The following is a 19,180-nucleotide window of genomic DNA, read 5'->3' on the forward strand; positions in this document are numbered from 1 at the left end:
CGCTGTCAGAAGATCAGCGTGCCTGGAATGGCGGATGAAAACCTTCAACGAACCGTCATACCGGCTCGACGGCAATCTCGACGAGATGCCGTTCGGCGTCGAGCATCGGCACATTCAAGCGCTCGATGCCGAGCACCGTGGCGCCCGCCGGCACTCGCGCGGCTTCGGCATCTGGCTTCACCCCTTTCATCGCCAGAATCCGCCCGTTGTCCGCAACCAGATGACGCGAAAGTGTAACGAAATCGGAGAGCTCTGCGAATGCGCGCGACACGATTACATCGAATTTTTCCGGTACTTCGATGCCTGGACGTAAACTTTCGACGCGCCCGGTTACGACAGACAGATTGTTCAGACCTAACTGGGCCTTCGCCTGCGACTGAAAAGCTGTTTTCTTGTGGACGATGTCATTCAACGTCACACGCACATCGGGCTGCGCGATCGCCAAAACGACGCCGGGCAAACCGCCGCCCGAACCGACGTCCAGCAGAGTCGACGGATTTCGCGCGGATACAGCCGGGACGATCGCGAGCGAATCCAGAATGTGCTGGATCAGCATCTGCTGCGGGTCGCGGATTGCCGTCAAGTTATAGACGGAGTTCCACTTGGCGAGCAGCGCGACATAATCGAGTAATTTCTGGCTTTGCGAAGACGACAGCGCGAGGCCGAGCGCGGCGACGCCCTTTTCGAGCGTCGTCGCCAGAGTTTGGTTGCGCTCCGTCATTGAACCGCCGTCGTATTACCGCTTGCCGAATCGTCGCTAGGCGAGTTGCGGCCGCGACGTCCCGCGCCGCGCTTCAGATGCACCATCAGCAGCGAGATCGCGGCCGGCGTAATGCCCGAGATTCGCGATGCCTGACCGATGGTCTCGGGCCGGTGCTGAATCAGTTTCTGGCGAGCTTCAAACGACAGGCCGCGGACTTCGTTGTAGTCGAGACCTTCGGGCAGGCGCGTATTTTCCTGCGCGCCGTTCCGCACGATCTCGTCCGCTTGCCTGTCGATGTAACCTTGATACTTCACGCCGATTTCGATTTGCTCCTTGATCTGGCTGAGAAGAACCGAATCCTCCGCTAACGGCGCGTCCGGGCCACAAGCTCCGTCGCGCAGCGCGCAGATGCCGTCGTACGAAACACCCGGCCGGCGCAGCAGATCCGCCAAGCTGTACTCATGGTCGATCGGCTTGCCGAGCAACGCGGTCGCCTCTTCGGCCGGCAGCGTCTTCGGGTTGACCCATGTCGAGCGAAGACGCTGTGTTTCACGTGAAACAGCGTCGCGCTTGCGGCTGAACGCGTCCCAGCGAATATCGTCGATGACACCAAGCTCGCGGCCAATTTCCGTGAGACGCATATCCGCGTTGTCCTCGCGGAGCGACAGACGGTACTCCGCGCGGCTCGTGAACATGCGGTACGGCTCAGATACGCCCCGCGTCACGAGATCGTCTACGAGCACGCCCAGATACGCCTGATCTCGACGCGGCGACCACGCCTCTTTACCTTGGACTTGGAGTCCGGCGTTGATTCCCGCAAGCAAGCCTTGCGCAGCGGCCTCTTCGTAGCCGGTCGTACCGTTGATCTGTCCGGCGAAGAACAAGCCGTTGATCGCCTTCGTTTCCAACGACGCCTTCAGCGCCCGCGGATCGAAGTAGTCGTATTCGATCGCATAGCCAGGACGAAGGATGTGCGCGTGCTCCAGGCCCCGCATCGAGCGCACGAGCTCGAGTTGCACGTCGAACGGCAGACTCGTGGAGATGCCGTTGGGATAGAACTCGTTCGTGGTCAGTCCTTCCGGCTCCAAGAAGATCTGGTGCGCGTCTTTCGAAGCGAAGCGGTGGATCTTGTCCTCGATCGACGGGCAATAGCGCGGTCCGACGCCTTCAATAACGCCCGTATACATCGGCGATCGATCGAGTCCGGAGCGGATGATGTCATGCGTCCGCGCATTCGTGTGCGTGACCCAGCACGGCAATTGACGCGGATGCTGCTCTACTCGACCCAGAAACGAAAATACCGGGATCGGATCGAGGTCGCCCGGTTGCTCTTCGAGCTGAGAGAAATCTATCGTGCGGCCATCGATGCGCGGCGGCGTGCCCGTTTTGAGACGGCCCTGAGGCAGCTTCAATTCCTTCAGACGCGCGGAAAGCGACACCGCAGCGGGATCGCCCGCGCGACCGCCGACATAGTTATTCAGACCAACGTGGATCTTCCCATCGAGGAACGTCCCTGCGGTCAGTACGACGGCGCGCGCGCGAAAACGCAGACCCACCTGGGTCACAGCACCGACGACGCGATCGCCCTCGACCATCAAATCATCGACCGCTTGCTGGAACAGCCAGAGATTCGGTTGATTTTCCAGCCGGTGGCGGATCGCCTGCTTGTACAGAAGGCGATCAGCTTGGGCGCGCGTCGCCCGCACCGCCGGCCCCTTCGACGAATTGAGAATGCGGAACTGAATGCCGGACTCGTCCGTCGCCGCAGCCATGGCGCCACCGAGCGCGTCGACCTCCTTGACGAGATGGCCTTTGCCAATCCCGCCGATGGACGGATTACAGCTCATCTGACCGAGCGTTTCGATGTTATGGGTCAAAAGCAGCGTTTTGCAGCCCATACGCGCGGAGGCGAGCGCCGCCTCAGTGCCCGCGTGACCGCCTCCGACGACGATCACATCAAATTCTGTGGGATAAAGCATTGGGATATCGTGTGCGAACGACACGAACCTGAAGAGAGAATAGCTTTGAATTATAACGGTTTCTTCCCGCCCTCGAATTCGCTCAAACGGCCAGCGACGAAAAAAATGGCGTGTTTCACGTGAAACACGCCATCGGTGGGCACCGCTGTTGTCGCGTCTAAGCCACTTTTTTCGTCAGGCCAAGATAAGTCTCGATAACTTGGGGATTGTGTTGAAGCGCAGCGGCGTTGCCTTCGAGGGCAAATTCACCCGTCTCGAGAACATAGCCGTAGTCGGAGATTTGCAGCGCCGCGCGTGCATTTTGTTCAATCAGCAGCGTGGCAACGCCCGTCTGACGCAGAGCGCTGATGATATGGAAAATCTCCTTGACGATCAGCGGCGCCAGCCCGAGGCTCGGCTCGTCGAGCATGAGAAGTTGCGGCTTACCCATCAGCGCGCGACCCACCGCCAGCATCTGCCGCTCTCCACCCGACAAGGTTCCGGCCGCTTGCTTCCGCCGTTCCTTCAGTCGCGGGAAAAGCTGAAATACATGATCGAGCTGATCAAGGTAATTCCGTTCGCCTGCCTTCTTACGCCGATAAGCGCCGAGCACGAGGTTGTCCTCTACCGCCATCGTCGCGAATAGCTCGCGTTTTTCCGGCACCAGGCACATTCCACGCACGACACGACGCTCAATCGGTAACGCAGAGATATCTTCTCCAAGATATCGCACAACACCCTTCGAATGCCCCGTCTGCGGCAGCGCGCCCATGATCGCGTTAAGCAGCGTCGACTTTCCCGCGCCGTTCGGCCCGATGACGGAAACGATCTGCCCCGCGCCGACGGTGAGCTTGCCGTCGTGCAACGCCTCGACCTTGCCGTAGCGTACCGACAAGCCGTCCACTTGAAGAATCGGATCTGCCATCATTCCACCCCACCCAAATATGCTTCGAGCACCGCAGGATCCTTCTGGACTTCTGTCGGCAATCCTTCGGCGATCTTGGTGCCGAACTCCATCACCACAAGCCGATCCGTCAGATTCATCACGAAGTCCATGTCGTGTTCGACTAGAAGAATGCTCATCCCTTCGGCGCGAAGTTTTCGCAGCAAGTCAGCCAGTTGTAGCTTTTCCTGATACCGCAAGCCAGCGGCAGGTTCGTCCAACAGCAACAGAGTCGGATCGCAGCACAGCGCGCGGGCGATTTCCAGAATCCGCTGCTGACCCAGCGCGAGACTCCCCGCTTCGCTATAAATATGCTTCTCCAGCCCGACGCGTTTGATCTGCTTCGCGGCCTCCGCCATCAGCCGCGCTTCCTCCGCCACGTTCAGACGGACGACGCTGCGCCAGACGCCCGTATTGCCACGCAGATGCGCTCCGATCGCGACGTTCTCCAGAACGGTCATCCCCGGCAGCATCTTGACGTGTTGAAACGTCCGCCCGATACCACGTTTGACGATCTCGCGCGAAGTCAGCTTCTCGATGCGTTCGCCGTGAAAACTGATCGCGCCGCTCGTCGCTTGAAGCACGCCTGTGACGAGATTGAACGTCGTGGATTTGCCTGCGCCGTTTGGTCCGATCAAACCGATGATCTCGCCCGCCTTCACCTCGAAACTGACATCATTCACCGCGACGAGCCCACCGAACTGCTTGCGCGCCTTGTCGACAACCAGCAAGCGCTCGCCCGCCGTGGGTTTGCTGCGCTGCGGCAGGGCGTCGCCGTGATCTGGAACCTGAGCGCGAGGACCACGAGGAAAGATGCGCGCGACGAACGGCCATACGCCCTGTCTCGCGTATTGCAACAGCAGAACCATCACGACGCCGAAAACGATGATCTCAAAGTTGCCGTTGGCGCCGATCAGCTTGGGCAGAAGCGTCTGCAGATAATCCTGCAGAACGGTGAGGATCGTCGCACCGAGAATCGCACCCCAGACGTGCGACACGCCGCCGACCACCGCCATGAACAGGAACTCGATGCCGTGATTCAGCCCGAACGGCGTCGGATTCACCGCGCGCTGCAAGTGCGCGTACAGGAAGCCGGAAATGGCCGCCAGAACTGCTGCATAGATGAAAATGACCACGCGCATCCACGCAGTATTGACGCCCATCGCCTCGGCCATCGTGCCGCCTCCGCGCAATGCGCGAATCGCGCGGCCGGGCCGACTATTAAGCAGATTCTGAACAGATATCACCGCGAGCAGCACGACGACCCAGATCAGGTAGTAGATGCTGCGCCCCGATTCGAGCTGCCAGCCGAACACGTTGAGCACCGGAATCCCATTGATGCCGTCGTACTTGCCGAGCAGTTCCATGTTGCCGAACAGATAGAACAGCGAGAGGCCCCACGCGATCGTCCCGAGCGGCAGAAAGTGCCCGGACAGACGCATGGTGATAAGACCGAGCAGCAGCGCGATAAATGCCGTCAGCACGACGCCTGCGATGAGCGCGAGCCACGGCGAGACGCCATAGCGCGTCGTCAGGAAGGCCGTCGCGTATGCGCCCACGCCGACAAACGCAGCCTGGCCGAAGCTCGTCATCCCGCCGATGCCCGTCAGCAGAACGAGGCCGATCGCGACGATCGAATAGAGGCCGATGTAGTTCAGCAGCGTGATCCAGTACTCGGGCACGGCGACCGGCCCGGGCAGAATCGGCAACGCGAAAACGATCAGCAGAAAGATCCAGAAAGAACGGAATTTCATCGGCTCACTCCTCGTCTTCATCCGAATGCGGGCTCGCCAGGCTTCGCCACAGCAGCACCGGAATAATCAGCGTGAAGACGATCACCTCCTTGTACGCGCTCGCCCAGAACGACGAATACGATTCGAGCAGACCCACGAGCAGCGACCCCGCCGCCGCGAGCGGATAGCTCACCAGACCGCCGACGATCGCGCCCACGAAACCCTTCAGGCCGATCAGAAAGCCCGAGTCGTAGTAGATCGTCGTGATGGGCGCGACGAGCACGCCGCAGAGCGCGCCGAGCCCGGCCGCGAGCGTGAACGCGAGGCGCCCCGCCTGTGTCGTGCCGATGCCCACGAGCCGCGCGCCCAGACGATTCACCGACGTCGCGCGCAACGCCTTGCCGGAAATCGAGCGATCGAAGTAGAAGTACAGCGCGACGATCAACACGACAGCCGTCCCCACGACCCACAGGCTTTGCCCGGAGATCGATACGCTGCCGAGATTGAAGTTGGCGTCGGAGAATGCCGTCGTGCGCGATCCTTCGGCGCCGAACATCACGAGCCCGAGGCCGACCATCGCGAAGTGCACGGCGACCGCGACGATCAGCAGCAACAGCGTGCTCGCCTCCGCGATCGGCTCATAGGCGAGGCGATAGACGAACGGCCCCATCGGCACGACGATGAGAAGCGTCAGCGCGATCTGCGCGAACATCGGCAAAGGCTGCGCAAAAGCGGCTTGCGTAATGCCCCAAACCGCAACGGGAAACAGCAGATACTTGCCGGCCAAGACGGTGAGCAAGCGTCCGATCTGGTGATATCGCGAAGGATGCCGAACGATGCCAGCGAGTTCGGCGATAAAGCAGCCGACGCCCATCGCGATGAGCAAATAGCAGGTGGCGGGCAGCTTCTGCGTCTGCAGCGCGGCCAGCGTGAGCGCGCCATACGCGACGAACTCGCCCTGCGGAATGAAAATGACGCGTGTCACGGAGAACACGAGCACCAGCGCGAGCGCGAGCAACGCGTAGATCGCGCCCGTGGTGATCCCGTCCTGCGCGAGGATCGCCGCAATCGATAAGTCCATACTTCCTCTTTGGAGCTTCTTGTGAAACATGGTCAAGCGGCGCGCCGTTGCCGGTGCGCCGCTTGTTCTACGAGATCATCTCGAAATTAAGAAACAGGAACGCGCGGGTAAGGGGCGTTCCACGACATCAGTCGTTCAGCAGCTTCCACTTGCCGTCGACGATCTGCACCATCACGCGCGCGCGATTGTCGAAGCCGTTGTGATCGGTCGGCGTCATGTTCATGATGCCGTGCGACACCGGCAGATCCTTGAGGTTTTCGAGCGCCGCGCGCAGCGCTTCGCGGAACTCCGGCGTGCCCGGCTGGCCCTTCTTCAGCGCTTCGGGAATCGCGCGCTGAAGCATCTGCCCGGCGTCCCAAGCGTGGCCGCCGAACGTCGACAGCGAACCTGCGCCGTAAGCCTTCTCGTACGCGTCCTTGTACGCCGCCGACGACTTCTTAACCGGATTGCTCTCCGGCAATTGCTCGGTGACGAGCACCGGACCGGCGGGCAGGATCTCTCCCTCGCAATCCTTGCCGCACACGCGCAGGAAGTCGTTGTTGGCGACGCCGTGCGTCTGATAGACCTTGCCCTTGTAGCCGCGCTCCTTCAGCGCCTTCGCCGGCAGCGCGGACGGCGTGCCCGCACCCGCGATCAGCACCGCGTCGGGGTTCGCGCCCATCGTCTTCAGCACCTGGCCGGTCACGGACGTGTCCGTGCGGTTGAAGCGCTCGTTCGTGACGATCTTCAGCTTGTGCGCCGTGGCCGCCGTGTTGAACACGTTGTACCAGCCGTCGCCGTAGGCATCGGCGAAGCCGATGAAGCCCACGGTCTTCACGCCGTGCTTCTCCATGTAGCTCGCGATTGCATCGGCCATGAGCGCGTCGTTCTGCGGCGTCTTGAAGACCCACGCTTTCTTCGCGTCCATCGGCGAGATGATCGCGGCCGAGGCGGCCATCGAGATCATCGGCGTCTTGCCCGCGGCGGCCGGGTCGATCATCGCGAGCGAGTTTGGCGTCACGGTCGAGCCGACGATCGCATCGACGTGATCTTCGTCGATCAGCTTGCGCGTGTTCTGCACGGCTCGGCTCGTGTCGGAACCGTCGTCGAGCACGATCCATTCGACCGACTTCCCGCCGATTTCCTTGGGCAACAGCGCGACGGTATTTTTCTCGGGAATCCCGAGCGATGCCGCCGGTCCCGTCGCCGAGAGCGTCACGCCGATCTTCACTTGCGCGAGCGCCGCGCCCGCGCCCGCGAACACGCTGCCCGCGATGGCGAGCGCGATGCCGGTCTTGATCCATGCCTTCTTCGTTTTCATTGCTTGTCTCCAAACGCGCACACTGGCGGTGCGTTGCTGCGAGTTGTTATCGATGCGACTTTCGAGGCCAATCAAAGAGCCGCCCCAATCTATTTACCGCGATACTGCGTGCCAAGGCTCGTTTTCCCTGACCGTTGCGCCCTCTTCTTCGTCGGGGCTTTCGTTGCACAGCGCAGAAAAAAGGCGCGTTCGAAACGACGCGCCTTTGTTCTTCGAATCAGTTCACATGCGATTGCGTCAGTTGCCCGAGAGCTTCCACTTGCCGCCTACGATCTCCACCATCACGCGCGCGCGCTGGTCCAGTCCGGAGTGATCGTTGGGGCTCATGTTGAAGATGCCGTGCGATGCAGGCAGATTCTTCGTCTCTTCGATGGCCGCGCGCAGCGCTTCGCGGAACGCCGGCGTGCCGGGCTGGCCCTTCTTCAGCGCAATGGGAATCGCGCGCTGCAGAATGAGGCCCGCGTCCCACGCGTGACCGCCGAAGGTCGACACCGAACCCGCGCCGTAGGCGCCTTCATACGCTTTCTTGTACGTGAGCGCGGCCTGCTTCACGGGATTGCTGTCGGGCAACTGCTCCGCGACGAGCAGCGGTCCGGCGGGCAGGAACGTGCCTTCGCAATCCTTGCCGCACACGCGCAGGAAGTCGTTATTGGCGACGCCGTGCGTCTGATAGATCTTGCCCTTGTAGCCGCGCTCCTTGAGCGTCTTCTGCGGCAGCGCGGCCGGCGTGCCCGCGCCCGCGATCAGCACCGCGTCCGCGTTCTGCGACATCGTCTTGAGCACCTGGCCCGTCACCGATGCGTCGTTGCGCGCGAAGCGCTCGTTCGCGACGATCTTCAGCTTCGCGAGATCGGCCGCTTTCGAGAATTCCTTGAACCAGCTCTCGCCGTAGGCATCGGAGAAGCCGATGAACGCGACCGTCTTCACGCCATGATTCGACATGTGCTGCGCGATCGCGGTGGCCATCAGAATGTCGTTCTGCGGCGTCTTGAAGACCCACGCCTTTTTCGCATCCATCGGTTCGACGATGCTCGCGGCTGCGGCCATCGAGATCATCGGCGTGTGCGTTTCAGCGGCGATGTCGGTCATCGCGAGCGAGTTCGGAACGACGGTCGAGCCGACGAGCGCATCGACATGATCTTCGCTCGTCAGCTTGCGCGCGTTTTTCACGGCCTGCGTGGAATCGGTGGCGTCGTCGAGAACGATGTATTCCACCTTCTGCCCGGCGACCTCCTTCGGAAGCAACGAAACGGTGTTCTTCTCGGGAATGCCAAGCGACGCCGCCGGGCCCGTTGCCGAAACCGTCACGCCGATTTTCACGTCCGCCAAAACCTGATTGCTGATTACCGCCGATAATGCCGCGACGGCCATTGCGACCGCCTTTCCGCGTAATGCCAACTTCATTGATTTGCGCCCCGTAAATCGTGCTTATGCGTAAAGAATCGCCTGCGGATATGTCCGTGATTCGCGCCGCTTCGAATCGCCGACCGACGGGTCGGGAAATGCAGTTTAGCGGACGAAAGCGCCGGGCAGCAAGCCTTTTGAAGGGTCTTCCCGGGCTTCGAACGTTGTTTTTTCAGCGCTTTTCCGACGACGCCGCACGCATCCCTAAACCCTCGGGAAAACCCCGCCTTAAATCCGTCGAGGGATTAATTCGTATTATCGACGGGCAAATAAAAAAGCGCTGTTGGACTTATCCAACAGCGCTTTTCGGTCGGGCACTTCGTGCCTCATGTCTCCTCGTTCTCCACCTCAAAAATCTGGGTGCAACAGAACTAGGACGCATGTTAAAGAACGCAACAGTGCCCGGCAACCTAGCATTTACCCTAGTGGTGCACAAAAGCACCTCAACGGGGCGTATTTCTTGCAATACAGCGCGCTTCTCGCGAAGCCCCAATTAATTCGCAATTCAAAGTAAATCGCTTCAGCCTTGCAGCGGCCGAACCCGCGCAACGATCTCCCCGACGATTCCGCGACGGAACGCCAGCACGCACGCGATGAAGATGACGCCCGTCACGATCGTCACCGATTCGCCCAGCGAGTTGAACCACGTTACGCCCGTGAGCCGCGCGATGCCGCTGCCGATATCGCCGAGCCGGTCTTCCAGCGCGACGATGATCGCCGCGCCGAGCAGCGGGCCGAACATCGTGCTCATGCCGCCGACGAGGGTCATCAGCACGACGAGGCCGGACATCGTCCAGTGCGCGTCGCCCAGGGTTTCGAAGCCGAGCACGAGCGTCTTCGTCGCGCCCGCGAAACCCGCGAGCCCCGCCGACAGCACGAACGCGAGCAGCTTGTAGCGCGACGTGTCGTAGCCGAGCGAAATAGCGCGCGGCTCGTTCTCCTTGATCGCGATCAGCACTTGCCCGAACGGCGAATGCACGATGCGCACGATCAGCGCGAACGCGAGCAGCATCACCACGAGCACGACGTAATACAGCGTGATGTCGTTGCCGAGATCGATCGCGTTGAACAGCTTGCCGCGCGGCACGCCTTGCAGACCGTCTTCGCCATGCGTGAACGGCGCCTGGAGGAAGACGAAGTACACCATCTGCGCGAGCGCGAGCGTGACCATCGCGAAGTAGATGCCCTGGCGCCGAATCGCGATCAGGCCGGCGACGAGACCGAGCAGCGTCGCCGCCGCCGTGCCCGCGAGCACGCCGAGCTCCGGCGTGAAGTTGAGCGTCTGGATCGCGTAGCCGGCCACGTAGCCCGCGGAAGAGAGGAACATCGCGTGCCCGAACGACAGCAGCCCCGTATAGCCGATCAACAAATTGAACGCGGCCGCGAAGAGCGCGAAGCACAGCACTTTCATCATGAACAGCGGATACACGCCGACGAACGGCGCCACGATCAGGCCGATCAGCAACAGGCCGTAGAGCGCTTTTCTCTGCATCATTTTTCCTTGCCGAAGAATCCTGCCGGGCGAATCATCAACACGATCGCCATGATGACGAAGACGACCGTCGCGGACGCTTCCGGATAGAACACGCGCGTCAAGCCTTCGATCACGCCGAGCAAGAGACCCGTGAGGATCGAGCCCATGATCGAACCCATGCCGCCGATCACGACCACCGCGAACACCGTGATGATCATCGACTGGCCCATCAGCGGCGACACCTGAATCACCGGCGCCGCAAGCACGCCCGCGAACGCCGCGAGCGCGACGCCGAAGCCGTAGGTGAGCGTAATCATCATCGGCACGTTGACGCCGAACGCCTCGACGAGCTTCGGATTCTCCGTGCCCGCGCGCAGATAAGCGCCGACGCGCGTCTTCTCGATCACGAACCACGTCGCGAAACACACGACGAGCGACGCCACGACCACCCACGCGCGATAGTTCGGCAGGAACATGAAGCCGAGATTGGTCGCGCCTTGCAGCAGCGACGGCACGTCGTAAGGCTGCCCCGACGAACCGTAGATCGAGCGAAACACGCCTTCGATCACGAGCGTGAGGCCGAACGTGAGCAGCAGCCCGTAGAGATGATCGAGCTTGTAGAGCCAGCGCAGCATCGATCGCTCGACGAAAACGCCGAACAGCCCGACGATGACGGGCGCGAGCACGAGCATCGCCCAGTACGGGACGTTGAAGTAGGAAGCGCCCATCCATGCGAGCATCGCGCCCAGCATGAAGAGCGCGCCGTGCGCGAAGTTGATGACGTTGAGCAAGCCGAAGATCACCGCGAGCCCGAGGCTCAGGATCGCGTAGAACGAGCCGTTCACCAGCCCGAGCAGCAGCTGGCTCATCATCGCGGCGAGTGGAATGCCGAAAATTTCCATTGAACCTGCCGTCAGAAACGTGTTGACGCGGTTGCGGCGGCCGAGCGGCCCTCTTGGCCGCCCGCCTCGCGAACGCGCTGAAGCACCGCCGAACGCTTACTTCCAGAGCTTGCAGCGCGACTCCGCCTTCGTGCCGAACGCCTGATCGCCCGGAATCGTCGCGGTGATCTTGTAGTAGTCCCACGGCTCCTTCGATTCCGACGGCTTCTTCACTTCCATCAGATACATGTCGTGGATCATCGAACCGTCTTCGCGGATGTAGCCCTTCGCGTAGAAGTCGTCGATCTTCGTCTTCTTGAGCTGCGCCATGATCTTGTCGCCGTCGGTCGTGCCCGCCGCCTTCACCGCGTTCAGGTAGGCCATCACGGCGGAATAGTCCGCTGCCTGCAGGCTCGACGGCATCTTCTTCATCTTGCCGAAGTAGCGCTGCGCCCATTTGCGCGTGTTCTCATCCTTGTTCCAGTACCAGCTGTCCGTCAGGACGAGACCCTGCGTCGTTTCGAGCCCGAGGCTGTGGATATCGTTGATGAAGATGAGCAGCGCGGCGATCTTCATCGACTTGGTGATGCCGAATTCCTTCGCGGCCTTGATCGAGTTGATCGTGTCGCCGCCCGCGTTCGCGAGGCCGAGCACCTGCGCCTTCGATCCCTGCGCCTGCAGCAGGAACGACGAGAAGTCCGACGCCGACAGCGGATGACGCACTTCGCCGAGCACCTGGCCGCCGTTCGCCTTCACGACGTCGGCCGTATTCTTTTCGAGCGCCTTGCCGAACGCATAGTCGGCGGTGAGGAAGTACCACGTCTTGCCGCCCTGCTTCGTCACCGCGGAACCGGTGCCTTTCGCGAGCGCCATCGTGTCGTACGCGTAGTGCACCGTGTACGGCGAGCATTGCTCGTTGGTCAGGTTGTCCGCGCCCGCGCCGATGTTGATGTACGGCGTCTTCTTCTCCGCCGCGACTTGCGCGGTCGAGAGCGCCGTCGCCGAATTCGTGCCGCCGATGATCGCGTTCACGCCGTCGCGGTCGATCCATTCACGCGCGCGCGATGCCGCGATATCCGCCTTGTTCTGGTGATCCGCATAGACGAGTTCGATCGGCTTGCCGTTCACCTTGCCGCCGAAGTCCGCGATCGCCATGCGAATGGCTTCGAGGCCGCCCTGGCCGTCGATGTCCGCGTAGAGGCCCGACATGTCGGTGACGAAACCGATCTTCACGGTGTTGCCGTCGGCGGCGTTGGCGCTCGTGCTCATCACCGCCACACTCGCCGCCGCAGCCGCAAAGCACAGAGTAGAGAGGCGCGCGAGGGTCTTCTTTTTCATTCCAGTCTCCATGAGTTTTGATTTGTTGCGGTGTTACTGGTGTTGCCCTTCTTTCCGGCGTGCCGCGTTCGGGATCGATTACACCCCGAGCAATTCGTGCAGCACCGGCATCTTCGCTTCGAGTTCCCCCGCGCCGAAATGCTCGACGATGTTTCCGTGCTCCATCACGTAAAAGCGGTCCGCGAGCGGCGCCGCGAAACGAAAATTCTGTTCGACCATGACGATCGTGTAGCCGCGCGACTTCAGCATGAGGATCATGCGCGCGAGTGTCTGCACGATGACCGGCGCGAGACCTTCCGAGATTTCATCGAGCAGAAGCAGATTCGCGCCCGTGCGCAGAATGCGCGCGACGGCCAGCATCTGCTGCTCGCCGCCCGAAAGACGCGTGCCCTGGCTCGCGCGGCGCTCTTTCAGGTTCGGGAACATCGAATAGATCTCGTCGAGCGACATCGCGTCCTTCTGCTTGCCGATGAGCGGCGGCAACAGCAGGTTTTCCTCGCACGACAAGCTCGAAAAAATGCCGCGCTCCTCCGGACAATAGCCGACCCCGTAATGCGCGATCTTGTGTGTGGCGAGCCCGATGGTTTCGTGTCCCGCGACGCGAATCGAGCCCGTCCTGCGCCCGGTCAGGCCCATGATGGCGCGCAGCGTCGTCGTGCGGCCCGCGCCGTTGCGGCCGAGCAGCGTGACCACTTCGCCGCGGTTCACCTTGAGGTCCACGCCATGCAGAATGTGCGATTCCCCGTACCACGCCTGCAATCCCGAGATTTCCAGCGCGGGCACATTGCCCGCCGCGCCGTTCGCCTCGCGCGAGCGGCGCTCCTCCACGATCGTACTCATGCATGCGCTCCGGTGAGCGCCGCATCGGCGCTGCCCATGTAGGCTTCCATCACGAGCGGATTCTTCGACACTTCCGCGTAGCTGCCTTCGGCCAGCACTTCGCCGCGCTGAAGCACGGTGATGGTGTCGGAGATGCCCGCGATGACGTTCATGTTGTGCTCGACCATCAGGATGGTGCGGCCCGCCGATACTTTCTTGATGAGCGCCGTCACGCGGTCGACGTCTTCGTGGCCCATGCCTTGCGTCGGTTCGTCGAGGAGCATGAGTTCGGGCTCCATCGACAGCGTGGTCGCGATCTCCAGCGCGCGCTTGCGGCCGTACGAAAGCTCGACAGTTTTGGTATCGGCGAAATCGGTGAGGCCGACTTGCGTGAGCAGATCCATCGCGCGGTCGTTGAGCGCGTCGAGAGAACGCTCGCTGCGCCAGAAATGAAACGACGTACCCAGTTGCCGCTGCAAGCCGATACGCACGTTCTGCAGCACGGTCAGATGCGGAAACACGGCGGAAATCTGAAACGAGCGGATGATGCCGCGCCGCGCGATATGCGCCGGCCGCTCGCGCGTGATGTCCGTGCCGTTGAAAACGATCTGGCCCGCAGTGGGTTCGAGGAACTTGGTGAGCAGGTTGAAGCAGGTTGTCTTGCCTGCGCCGTTCGGTCCGATCAGCGCATGGATCGAACCGCGGCGAACGCGCAGGTTCACGCCATTCACGGCCGTGAAGCCTTTGAATTCCTTCGTGAGTCCTCGCGTTTCAAGAATGGTGTCGCCGAGAATCATGTCCCCTTCCATGCGAAGTGAGACGCTGGGGCAAACTCTGTTCGCCTGCGCCTTATTTTTTCTTTCCGCGCGCACCCGAACGTTGTCTCCATTCCGGTACTGCTTCGCTTCGCGCGTCGCTGTTGCGGCCGCACAAAGTGTGCACGTGGCATGCCGAGCATCACTAATTCCGGGGCCATTGTCGCGCCAATGATGCAGCGCAATCATTGGGATTTGCACTTACTAACGATTTGCTTGGAGTCCCGCCGCATGCACGTTATGGGGGCATGGGGAATGCTTATGCAGGGCGCAAATAAGCGATGACTGATCGAGCGTCATGCGCGCGTCATGCATACGTCATTCATCGCGTCACGCGAGCGCCGTCGCGATCACTTCCTGCGCTTCGACGCTGCGCCGGTCTTCGCGGATCATGTCGCTCGCGCGCTCGGCGATCATCAGCGTCGGCGAATTCGTATTGCCCGATGTGATCGTCGGCATCACCGATGCATCGACGACGCGCAGGCCGCGCACGCCGATCACGCACAGGCGGCTGTCGACGACCGCCCCCGGATCGTTGTCCGTGCCCATGCGGCATGTGCCGACCGGATGAAAGATCGTCGTGCCGACCTTGCCCGCCGCTTCGACGAGTTCTTCCTGCGTCTGAAACTGATTGCCGGGCAAGATCTCTTCCGGCGCATAACGCGCCAGCGCGGGCGCGCCGGCGATGCGCCGCGTGAGGCGCAACGCATTCGCGGCGACTTCGCGGTCGCGGTCCGTCGACAGATAATTCGGCGCGATCAGCGGCGCCGCATGGGCATCGGGCGATTCGATATGCACGCTGCCGCGCGATGTCGGCCGCAGATTGCACACGGATGCCGTGAACGCATTGAACGCGTGCAGCGGTTCGCCGAAGCGTTCGAGCGACAAGGGCTGAACGTGATACTGCACGTCGGGGCGCTTGATCGATGCATCGTCGGGATTGGACTTCGCGAACGCGCCGAGCTGCGATGGCGCCATCGACATCGGGCCGCTACGCAACAGCGCGTATTGCATGCCGATGAAAAGCTTGCCCCACCAATGCGCGGACAACGTGTTCAACGTGCGCACGCCGTTGACCTTGTACGCCATGCGCAATTGCAAGTGGTCCTGCAGATTTTCGCCGACGCCGCGCAGACTCTTCACGACATCGATGCCGAGACGCTGCAGACGCGCGCCATTGCCGATGCCCGAGAGTTCGAGAATCTGCGGCGAATTCACCGCGCCCGCGCTGAGAATCACTTCGCATCGCGCGCGCGCGATGTAATCGACATCGCCGCCGCGATACTCCACGCCGACGCAGCGCGCGCCTTCGAACACGAGGCGTTGCGTGTGCGCGCCGGTGATCGTCGTGAGGTTCGGACGCTTCATCGCTTCACGGAGAAAGGCCTTCGCCGCATTCCAGCGAATGCCGCCGCGCTGATTCACTTCGAAATAACCGACGCCCGTGTTGTCGCCGCGATTGAAGTCATCGGTCGCGGGAATGCCGCTCTGCTGCGCGGCCTTCGCGAAGGTTTCGAGAATCTTCCACTTCAGACGCTGCTTCTCGACGCGCCATTCCCCGCCCGCGCCGTGCCATTGGTTGCCGCCGCCGTGATGATCCTCGCTGCGCTTGAAGATGGGCAGCACGGAATCCCACGACCAGTTCGGATCGCCGCTGACATGCGCCCAGTCGTCGTAGTCCTCGCGCTGGCCGCGCATGTAGATCATGCCGTTGATCGACGAGCATCCACCGAGCACGCGCCCGCGCGGATACGACAGCGCGCGTCCGTTCAGGCCCGGTTCCGCCTGCGTCTTGTAAAGCCAGTCCGTGCGCGGATTGCCGATGCAATACAGATAGCCGACCGGAATATGAATCCAGTGATAGTCGTCCTTGCCGCCCGCTTCGAGCAGCAGCACGTTCACGTCGGGATCTTCGGTTAGGCGATTCGCGAGCACGCAACCCGCCGTGCCCGCGCCGACCACGATGTAGTCGAATTCACCTTCCAGCTTGCGCGCGTTCTGTTTCATCGCTTGTCTCCGTGGCGCGCCGTCTTGTGCGGCGTCTTTGGCTTGCAGATCAACCGAGCGTACTGCGGGATGCGCTTGCGAATCCAATCAGATATGTTCAACTGGGATATAAGAAGCTTTAATATCAGCCGATGGACTACATTCTTCTGCGCGCCTTCATCACCGTTGCACGCGAAGGCAACCTCACGCGCGCGGCGGCGCAACTGCATCTGACGCAGCCGGCCGTCAGCCTGCAGATCAAGAATCTGCAGGAGATGCTGGGCGTCGTCCTGTTTTCGCGGACGTCGCACGGACTTTTGCTGACGCGCGATGGCGAAGCGCTCCTGCCGCACGCCGAACGCGCGCTCGCAGCCGCCGCCGACGTGCAGCGCGCCGCTGCTGCGCTGCGTCACGAAGTGAGCGGCACGCTGCGCATCGGCACGATTCTCGATCCCGAGTTTCTGCGGCTCGGCGGATTTTTGCGCCAGCTCGTGGAGACGCATCCGCGCATCGAGACGTCATTGCGGCACGGCATGTCGGGCTGGGTGCTGGAGCGCGTGAGGGCGCGTGATCTGGACGTCGGCTATTACATCGGCGATCCGGCCGTCGACGGCACGCGCGACGGCGAGCGCTTTCACGTCGTCAGGCTGACGCCATTTCTGTATCGCGTGCTTGCGCCGGCGGGCTGGCACAACCGCGTCAACAAGGGCAAGCGCAACTGGGCCGCGCTCGCCAAGCTGCCGTGGATCTGGACGCCGCAGGAATCCGCGCATAACCGGCTGTTGTCGCGCCTCTTCCGCGAGGCGGGCGCGATGCCGCTCGTCGTCGCGGAAGTGGATCAGGAGCCGTCGATGCTCGATCTCGTGAAATCGGGCGTCGGTCTGTCGCTCGCGCGCGATTCGATCGCGCTGGCGCAGGCGCACGCACACGCGCTGACGATCGTCGAAGGCGTCACGGTGCCGACGCAGTTGTCCTTCGTCGCGCTCGCGGAACGTCGCGATGAACCGGCGATCGCGGCGGCGCTGCGGTTGATCGACGCGCAATGGTCCGTCTGAGGGCAAATCCCGACTTCGCGGGCAAGGACTTTCAAGCGCGCTTCATCGATCGTCTGCTAGGCTGGGCGCTCGCTTTTTTACATCCAACCGTGTTCGAGGAGTCTTCATGGCACGCAACATCGAAATCAAGGCGCGCGCGCATCAGTTCGACGCACTGCGCGAACGCGCGGCCGCGCTCGCCCCCGACGCGCCGCTGGTTTTCCGCCAGCAAGACTTCTTCTACGACGTGCCCACCGGACGCCTCAAGCTGCGCCAGTTCGACGACGGCACGCCATCCGAGCTGATCTTTTATCAGCGCGACGACCGCGACGGCCCGAAAGTCTCGTATTACACGCGCAGCCCGGTGACGAATCCCGAGGCGATGCACGCGCTGCTCGCGCAGGCGCTGACGACGCGCGGCATTGTCTCGAAGGAACGGCATGTGTTTCTCGTCGGGCGCACGCGCATTCATCTGGACCGCGTGGACGGTCTCGGCGATTTCATCGAGCTGGAAGTGGTGCTCGGCCAGGACGACGACGAAGCCGGCGGCGAAGAAGAAGCTCACGCGATGTTCGCGCGTCTCGGCGTGGCGCAGACCGATCTCGTGCCGCTCGCTTACGTCGATTTGCTCAGTCCCGAGGCGTCGTCGTCGGCGAGATGAGAAAGCGGCAGCGGACCGTTGCGCTTGAACGTCGTCAGCACGATGTTCGAGCGCACGCTGTCGACGCCCGGTACGCGCATCAGCTTCTTCATGACGAAGCCTGAAAGCGCGTTCAAATCGGGCGCGACGATGCGCAGCAGGTAATCCGCATCGCCGACGGTCGCGTGACATTCGAGCACTTCGGGCAGCATTTCGATTTGCTGCTGAAACTGCTCGATGATCGAATCGCCGTGATGCTTCAGCTTCAAACTCGTGAACGCCGTCACGCCCAGGCCGAGCTTTTCGGGCCGCAACACCACCCGATATCCTTCGATCACGCCCGTCGCTTCGAGGCGCTGCAGGCGCCGCCCGATCTGCGACGGCGAAAGCGGCACCTGCTCGCCCAGTTGCTGATGCGTCGCGCGCCCGAAGCGTTGAAGCACGTCGAGCAGGGCGAGGTCGAAATGATCGAGTTCGAGCATGAGGCGGATATGCGCGGTAGCCGTGATGAATGCGACTTTATCGCATGGCAGCGGGTGCCCTCACAAACCCTTTGCGCAAAGGGGCCGTTTCGCGCGTGTTTTACGAATTCCTTGCAGCGGCAAACAAGGTAACGCGCATGTTACCAACCATGACACCGCGAAAGGCCGGATTTCATACGGAAAGACGCGAATTCGGGATAAACGCAAGCCTTCGAACAGCAAATAGAAAGCTCGATCGTCAGTTACCTTTCAGTCTCGACTACCATTCCTGAAGCGCTCGTAAGCTTCCCAGGCGGCGCGAGCCTCGTCGTCCAGTTGCTCGGGCGGCAGCCCGGATTGACGCTGTACAATCAGCAGCGCATAGGGCCTGGACAGCGCGCTCGCTTCCTTGCAGAGGCTGAGTTCGTCGCCGCTCGACGGGGAGCGGCCGCGCCAGTAGTTGATCGCGGCTTCGAGTTCGTGGATCGGGATGACAGCCATGTCCGGGCAGAAATACATTCGGTGTACGGCCGCTCGCGGCTTCAGAAAAACAGGTCGCGCACGCCGCATGAGATGTGAGTTTTGAACCGGCTCGAGCCCGCGCCGCACG

Annotated in this window: 17 protein-coding genes; 2 read left to right on the plus strand and 15 right to left on the minus strand. The window is 61.9% G+C overall.

What is annotated here, in order from left to right; translation table 11 throughout:
- Window positions 1-55: 55 nt before the first annotated feature.
- The 13 genes from rsmG to QCE58_RS00910 all read right to left on the minus strand — a co-directional run bounded on the left by rsmG (window position 56) and on the right by QCE58_RS00910 (window position 16,456).
- Complete coding sequence (rsmG, locus tag QCE58_RS00850) at window positions 56-721, minus strand: 16S rRNA (guanine(527)-N(7))-methyltransferase RsmG (RefSeq protein ID WP_250480760.1); 666 nt, start codon at window positions 719-721, stop codon at window positions 56-58.
- Window positions 718-2,682, minus strand: a complete 1,965-nt coding sequence (gene mnmG, locus QCE58_RS00855) for a tRNA uridine-5-carboxymethylaminomethyl(34) synthesis enzyme MnmG (RefSeq protein WP_250520859.1) — start codon at window positions 2,680-2,682, stop codon at window positions 718-720. Before mnmG ends, rsmG begins: the two co-directional genes overlap by 4 nt.
- Window positions 2,683-2,839: 157 nt before the next feature.
- Window positions 2,840-3,589: an ABC transporter ATP-binding protein gene (locus QCE58_RS00860; RefSeq protein ID WP_250520860.1), complete on the minus strand. Its 750-nt coding sequence runs from the start codon at window positions 3,587-3,589 to the stop codon at window positions 2,840-2,842.
- Complete coding sequence (locus tag QCE58_RS00865; RefSeq protein ID WP_409014087.1) at window positions 3,586-5,358, minus strand: ABC transporter permease subunit; 1,773 nt, start codon at window positions 5,356-5,358, stop codon at window positions 3,586-3,588. The genes QCE58_RS00860 and QCE58_RS00865 overlap by 4 nt, the downstream gene beginning before the upstream one ends.
- Before the next feature lie 4 nt (window positions 5,359-5,362).
- Window positions 5,363-6,418 carry a branched-chain amino acid ABC transporter permease gene (locus tag QCE58_RS00870; RefSeq protein ID WP_250440317.1) on the minus strand — a complete coding sequence of 352 codons (1,056 nt, stop codon included), beginning with the start codon at window positions 6,416-6,418 and terminating at the stop codon, window positions 5,363-5,365.
- A gap of 127 nt (window positions 6,419-6,545) precedes the next feature.
- The gene (locus QCE58_RS00875; RefSeq protein ID WP_008352435.1) at window positions 6,546-7,718 is read right to left on the minus strand and encodes an ABC transporter substrate-binding protein; all 1,173 of its coding nucleotides are present in this window, start codon (window positions 7,716-7,718) and stop codon (window positions 6,546-6,548) included.
- Between the two features lie 237 nt (window positions 7,719-7,955).
- Window positions 7,956-9,122, minus strand: coding sequence for an ABC transporter substrate-binding protein (locus tag QCE58_RS00880; protein WP_033536459.1), 1,167 nt, complete (start codon window positions 9,120-9,122; stop codon window positions 7,956-7,958).
- A gap of 520 nt (window positions 9,123-9,642) precedes the next feature.
- On the minus strand, window positions 9,643-10,614 hold the full coding sequence (locus tag QCE58_RS00885) for a branched-chain amino acid ABC transporter permease (protein ID WP_008352433.1): 972 nt from the start codon (window positions 10,612-10,614) through the stop codon (window positions 9,643-9,645).
- Window positions 10,614-11,498: a branched-chain amino acid ABC transporter permease gene (locus QCE58_RS00890; RefSeq protein ID WP_008352432.1), complete on the minus strand. Its 885-nt coding sequence runs from the start codon at window positions 11,496-11,498 to the stop codon at window positions 10,614-10,616. Before QCE58_RS00890 ends, QCE58_RS00885 begins: the two co-directional genes overlap by 1 nt.
- Before the next feature lie 96 nt (window positions 11,499-11,594).
- Window positions 11,595-12,815 carry an ABC transporter substrate-binding protein gene (locus QCE58_RS00895; RefSeq protein WP_008352431.1) on the minus strand — a complete coding sequence of 407 codons (1,221 nt, stop codon included), beginning with the start codon at window positions 12,813-12,815 and terminating at the stop codon, window positions 11,595-11,597.
- Window positions 12,816-12,893: 78 nt separating this feature from the next.
- Window positions 12,894-13,655 (minus strand): ABC transporter ATP-binding protein, encoded by a 762-nt coding sequence (locus QCE58_RS00900; protein WP_008352430.1) that lies wholly within the window; start codon window positions 13,653-13,655, stop codon window positions 12,894-12,896.
- Entirely contained in the window at window positions 13,652-14,431 is a 780-nt protein-coding gene (locus QCE58_RS00905) for an ABC transporter ATP-binding protein (RefSeq protein ID WP_008352429.1), read from the minus strand. The genes QCE58_RS00900 and QCE58_RS00905 overlap by 4 nt, the downstream gene beginning before the upstream one ends.
- A gap of 348 nt (window positions 14,432-14,779) precedes the next feature.
- The gene (locus QCE58_RS00910; protein WP_250520862.1) at window positions 14,780-16,456 is read right to left on the minus strand and encodes a GMC family oxidoreductase; all 1,677 of its coding nucleotides are present in this window, start codon (window positions 16,454-16,456) and stop codon (window positions 14,780-14,782) included.
- Between the two features lie 131 nt (window positions 16,457-16,587).
- Here QCE58_RS00910 and QCE58_RS00915 point away from each other — a divergent pair, with 131 nt between their 5' ends.
- On the plus strand, window positions 16,588-17,490 hold the full coding sequence (locus tag QCE58_RS00915; protein WP_008352425.1) for a LysR family transcriptional regulator: 903 nt from the start codon (window positions 16,588-16,590) through the stop codon (window positions 17,488-17,490).
- A gap of 106 nt (window positions 17,491-17,596) precedes the next feature.
- Window positions 17,597-18,130, plus strand: coding sequence for a class IV adenylate cyclase (locus QCE58_RS00920; protein WP_008352423.1), 534 nt, complete (start codon window positions 17,597-17,599; stop codon window positions 18,128-18,130).
- On the opposite strand, the gene QCE58_RS00925 is transcribed toward QCE58_RS00920, so the two are convergent.
- Together QCE58_RS00925 and QCE58_RS00930 are read right to left on the minus strand one after the other, a co-directional pair.
- Window positions 18,085-18,591 carry an Lrp/AsnC family transcriptional regulator gene (locus tag QCE58_RS00925; protein ID WP_008352422.1) on the minus strand — a complete coding sequence of 169 codons (507 nt, stop codon included), beginning with the start codon at window positions 18,589-18,591 and terminating at the stop codon, window positions 18,085-18,087. The two genes, QCE58_RS00920 and QCE58_RS00925, sit on opposite strands and share 46 nt — an antisense overlap.
- 249 nt (window positions 18,592-18,840) lie before the next feature.
- The gene (locus QCE58_RS00930; protein WP_008352420.1) at window positions 18,841-19,071 is read right to left on the minus strand and encodes a DUF3717 domain-containing protein; all 231 of its coding nucleotides are present in this window, start codon (window positions 19,069-19,071) and stop codon (window positions 18,841-18,843) included.
- Window positions 19,072-19,180 lie beyond the last annotated feature (109 nt).

Origin of the sequence: Caballeronia sp. LZ028 (genome assembly GCF_031451415.1) — a bacterium.
GTDB classification, from domain to species: Bacteria; Pseudomonadota; Gammaproteobacteria; order Burkholderiales; family Burkholderiaceae; genus Caballeronia; species Caballeronia zhejiangensis.

Excerpts from the sequence above, each read along its gene's own strand:
- QCE58_RS00930 (WP_008352420.1), bottom strand. The coding sequence starts at position 19,071 with ATGGCTGTCATCCCGATCCACGAACTCGAAGCCGCGATCAACTACTGG.
- QCE58_RS00910 (WP_250520862.1), bottom strand. The coding sequence starts at position 16,456 with ATGAAACAGAACGCGCGCAAGCTGGAAGGTGAATTCGACTACATCGTG.
- QCE58_RS00895 (WP_008352431.1), bottom strand. The coding sequence starts at position 12,815 with ATGAAAAAGAAGACCCTCGCGCGCCTCTCTACTCTGTGCTTTGCGGCT.
- QCE58_RS00890 (WP_008352432.1), bottom strand. The coding sequence starts at position 11,498 with ATGGAAATTTTCGGCATTCCACTCGCCGCGATGATGAGCCAGCTGCTG.
- QCE58_RS00920 (WP_008352423.1), top strand. The coding sequence starts at position 17,597 with ATGGCACGCAACATCGAAATCAAGGCGCGCGCGCATCAGTTCGACGCA.
- QCE58_RS00880 (WP_033536459.1), bottom strand. The coding sequence starts at position 9,122 with ATGAAGTTGGCATTACGCGGAAAGGCGGTCGCAATGGCCGTCGCGGCA.
- QCE58_RS00885 (WP_008352433.1), bottom strand. The coding sequence starts at position 10,614 with ATGCAGAGAAAAGCGCTCTACGGCCTGTTGCTGATCGGCCTGATCGTG.
- rsmG (WP_250480760.1), bottom strand. The coding sequence starts at position 721 with ATGACGGAGCGCAACCAAACTCTGGCGACGACGCTCGAAAAGGGCGTC.
- QCE58_RS00860 (WP_250520860.1), bottom strand. The coding sequence starts at position 3,589 with ATGATGGCAGATCCGATTCTTCAAGTGGACGGCTTGTCGGTACGCTAC.
- QCE58_RS00870 (WP_250440317.1), bottom strand. The coding sequence starts at position 6,418 with ATGGACTTATCGATTGCGGCGATCCTCGCGCAGGACGGGATCACCACG.
- mnmG (WP_250520859.1), bottom strand. The coding sequence starts at position 2,682 with ATGCTTTATCCCACAGAATTTGATGTGATCGTCGTCGGAGGCGGTCAC.
- QCE58_RS00925 (WP_008352422.1), bottom strand. The coding sequence starts at position 18,591 with ATGCTCGAACTCGATCATTTCGACCTCGCCCTGCTCGACGTGCTTCAA.
- QCE58_RS00865 (WP_409014087.1), bottom strand. The coding sequence starts at position 5,358 with ATGAAATTCCGTTCTTTCTGGATCTTTCTGCTGATCGTTTTCGCGTTG.
- QCE58_RS00900 (WP_008352430.1), bottom strand. The coding sequence starts at position 13,655 with ATGAGTACGATCGTGGAGGAGCGCCGCTCGCGCGAGGCGAACGGCGCG.
- QCE58_RS00915 (WP_008352425.1), top strand. The coding sequence starts at position 16,588 with ATGGACTACATTCTTCTGCGCGCCTTCATCACCGTTGCACGCGAAGGC.
- QCE58_RS00875 (WP_008352435.1), bottom strand. The coding sequence starts at position 7,718 with ATGAAAACGAAGAAGGCATGGATCAAGACCGGCATCGCGCTCGCCATC.
- QCE58_RS00905 (WP_008352429.1), bottom strand. The coding sequence starts at position 14,431 with ATGATTCTCGGCGACACCATTCTTGAAACGCGAGGACTCACGAAGGAA.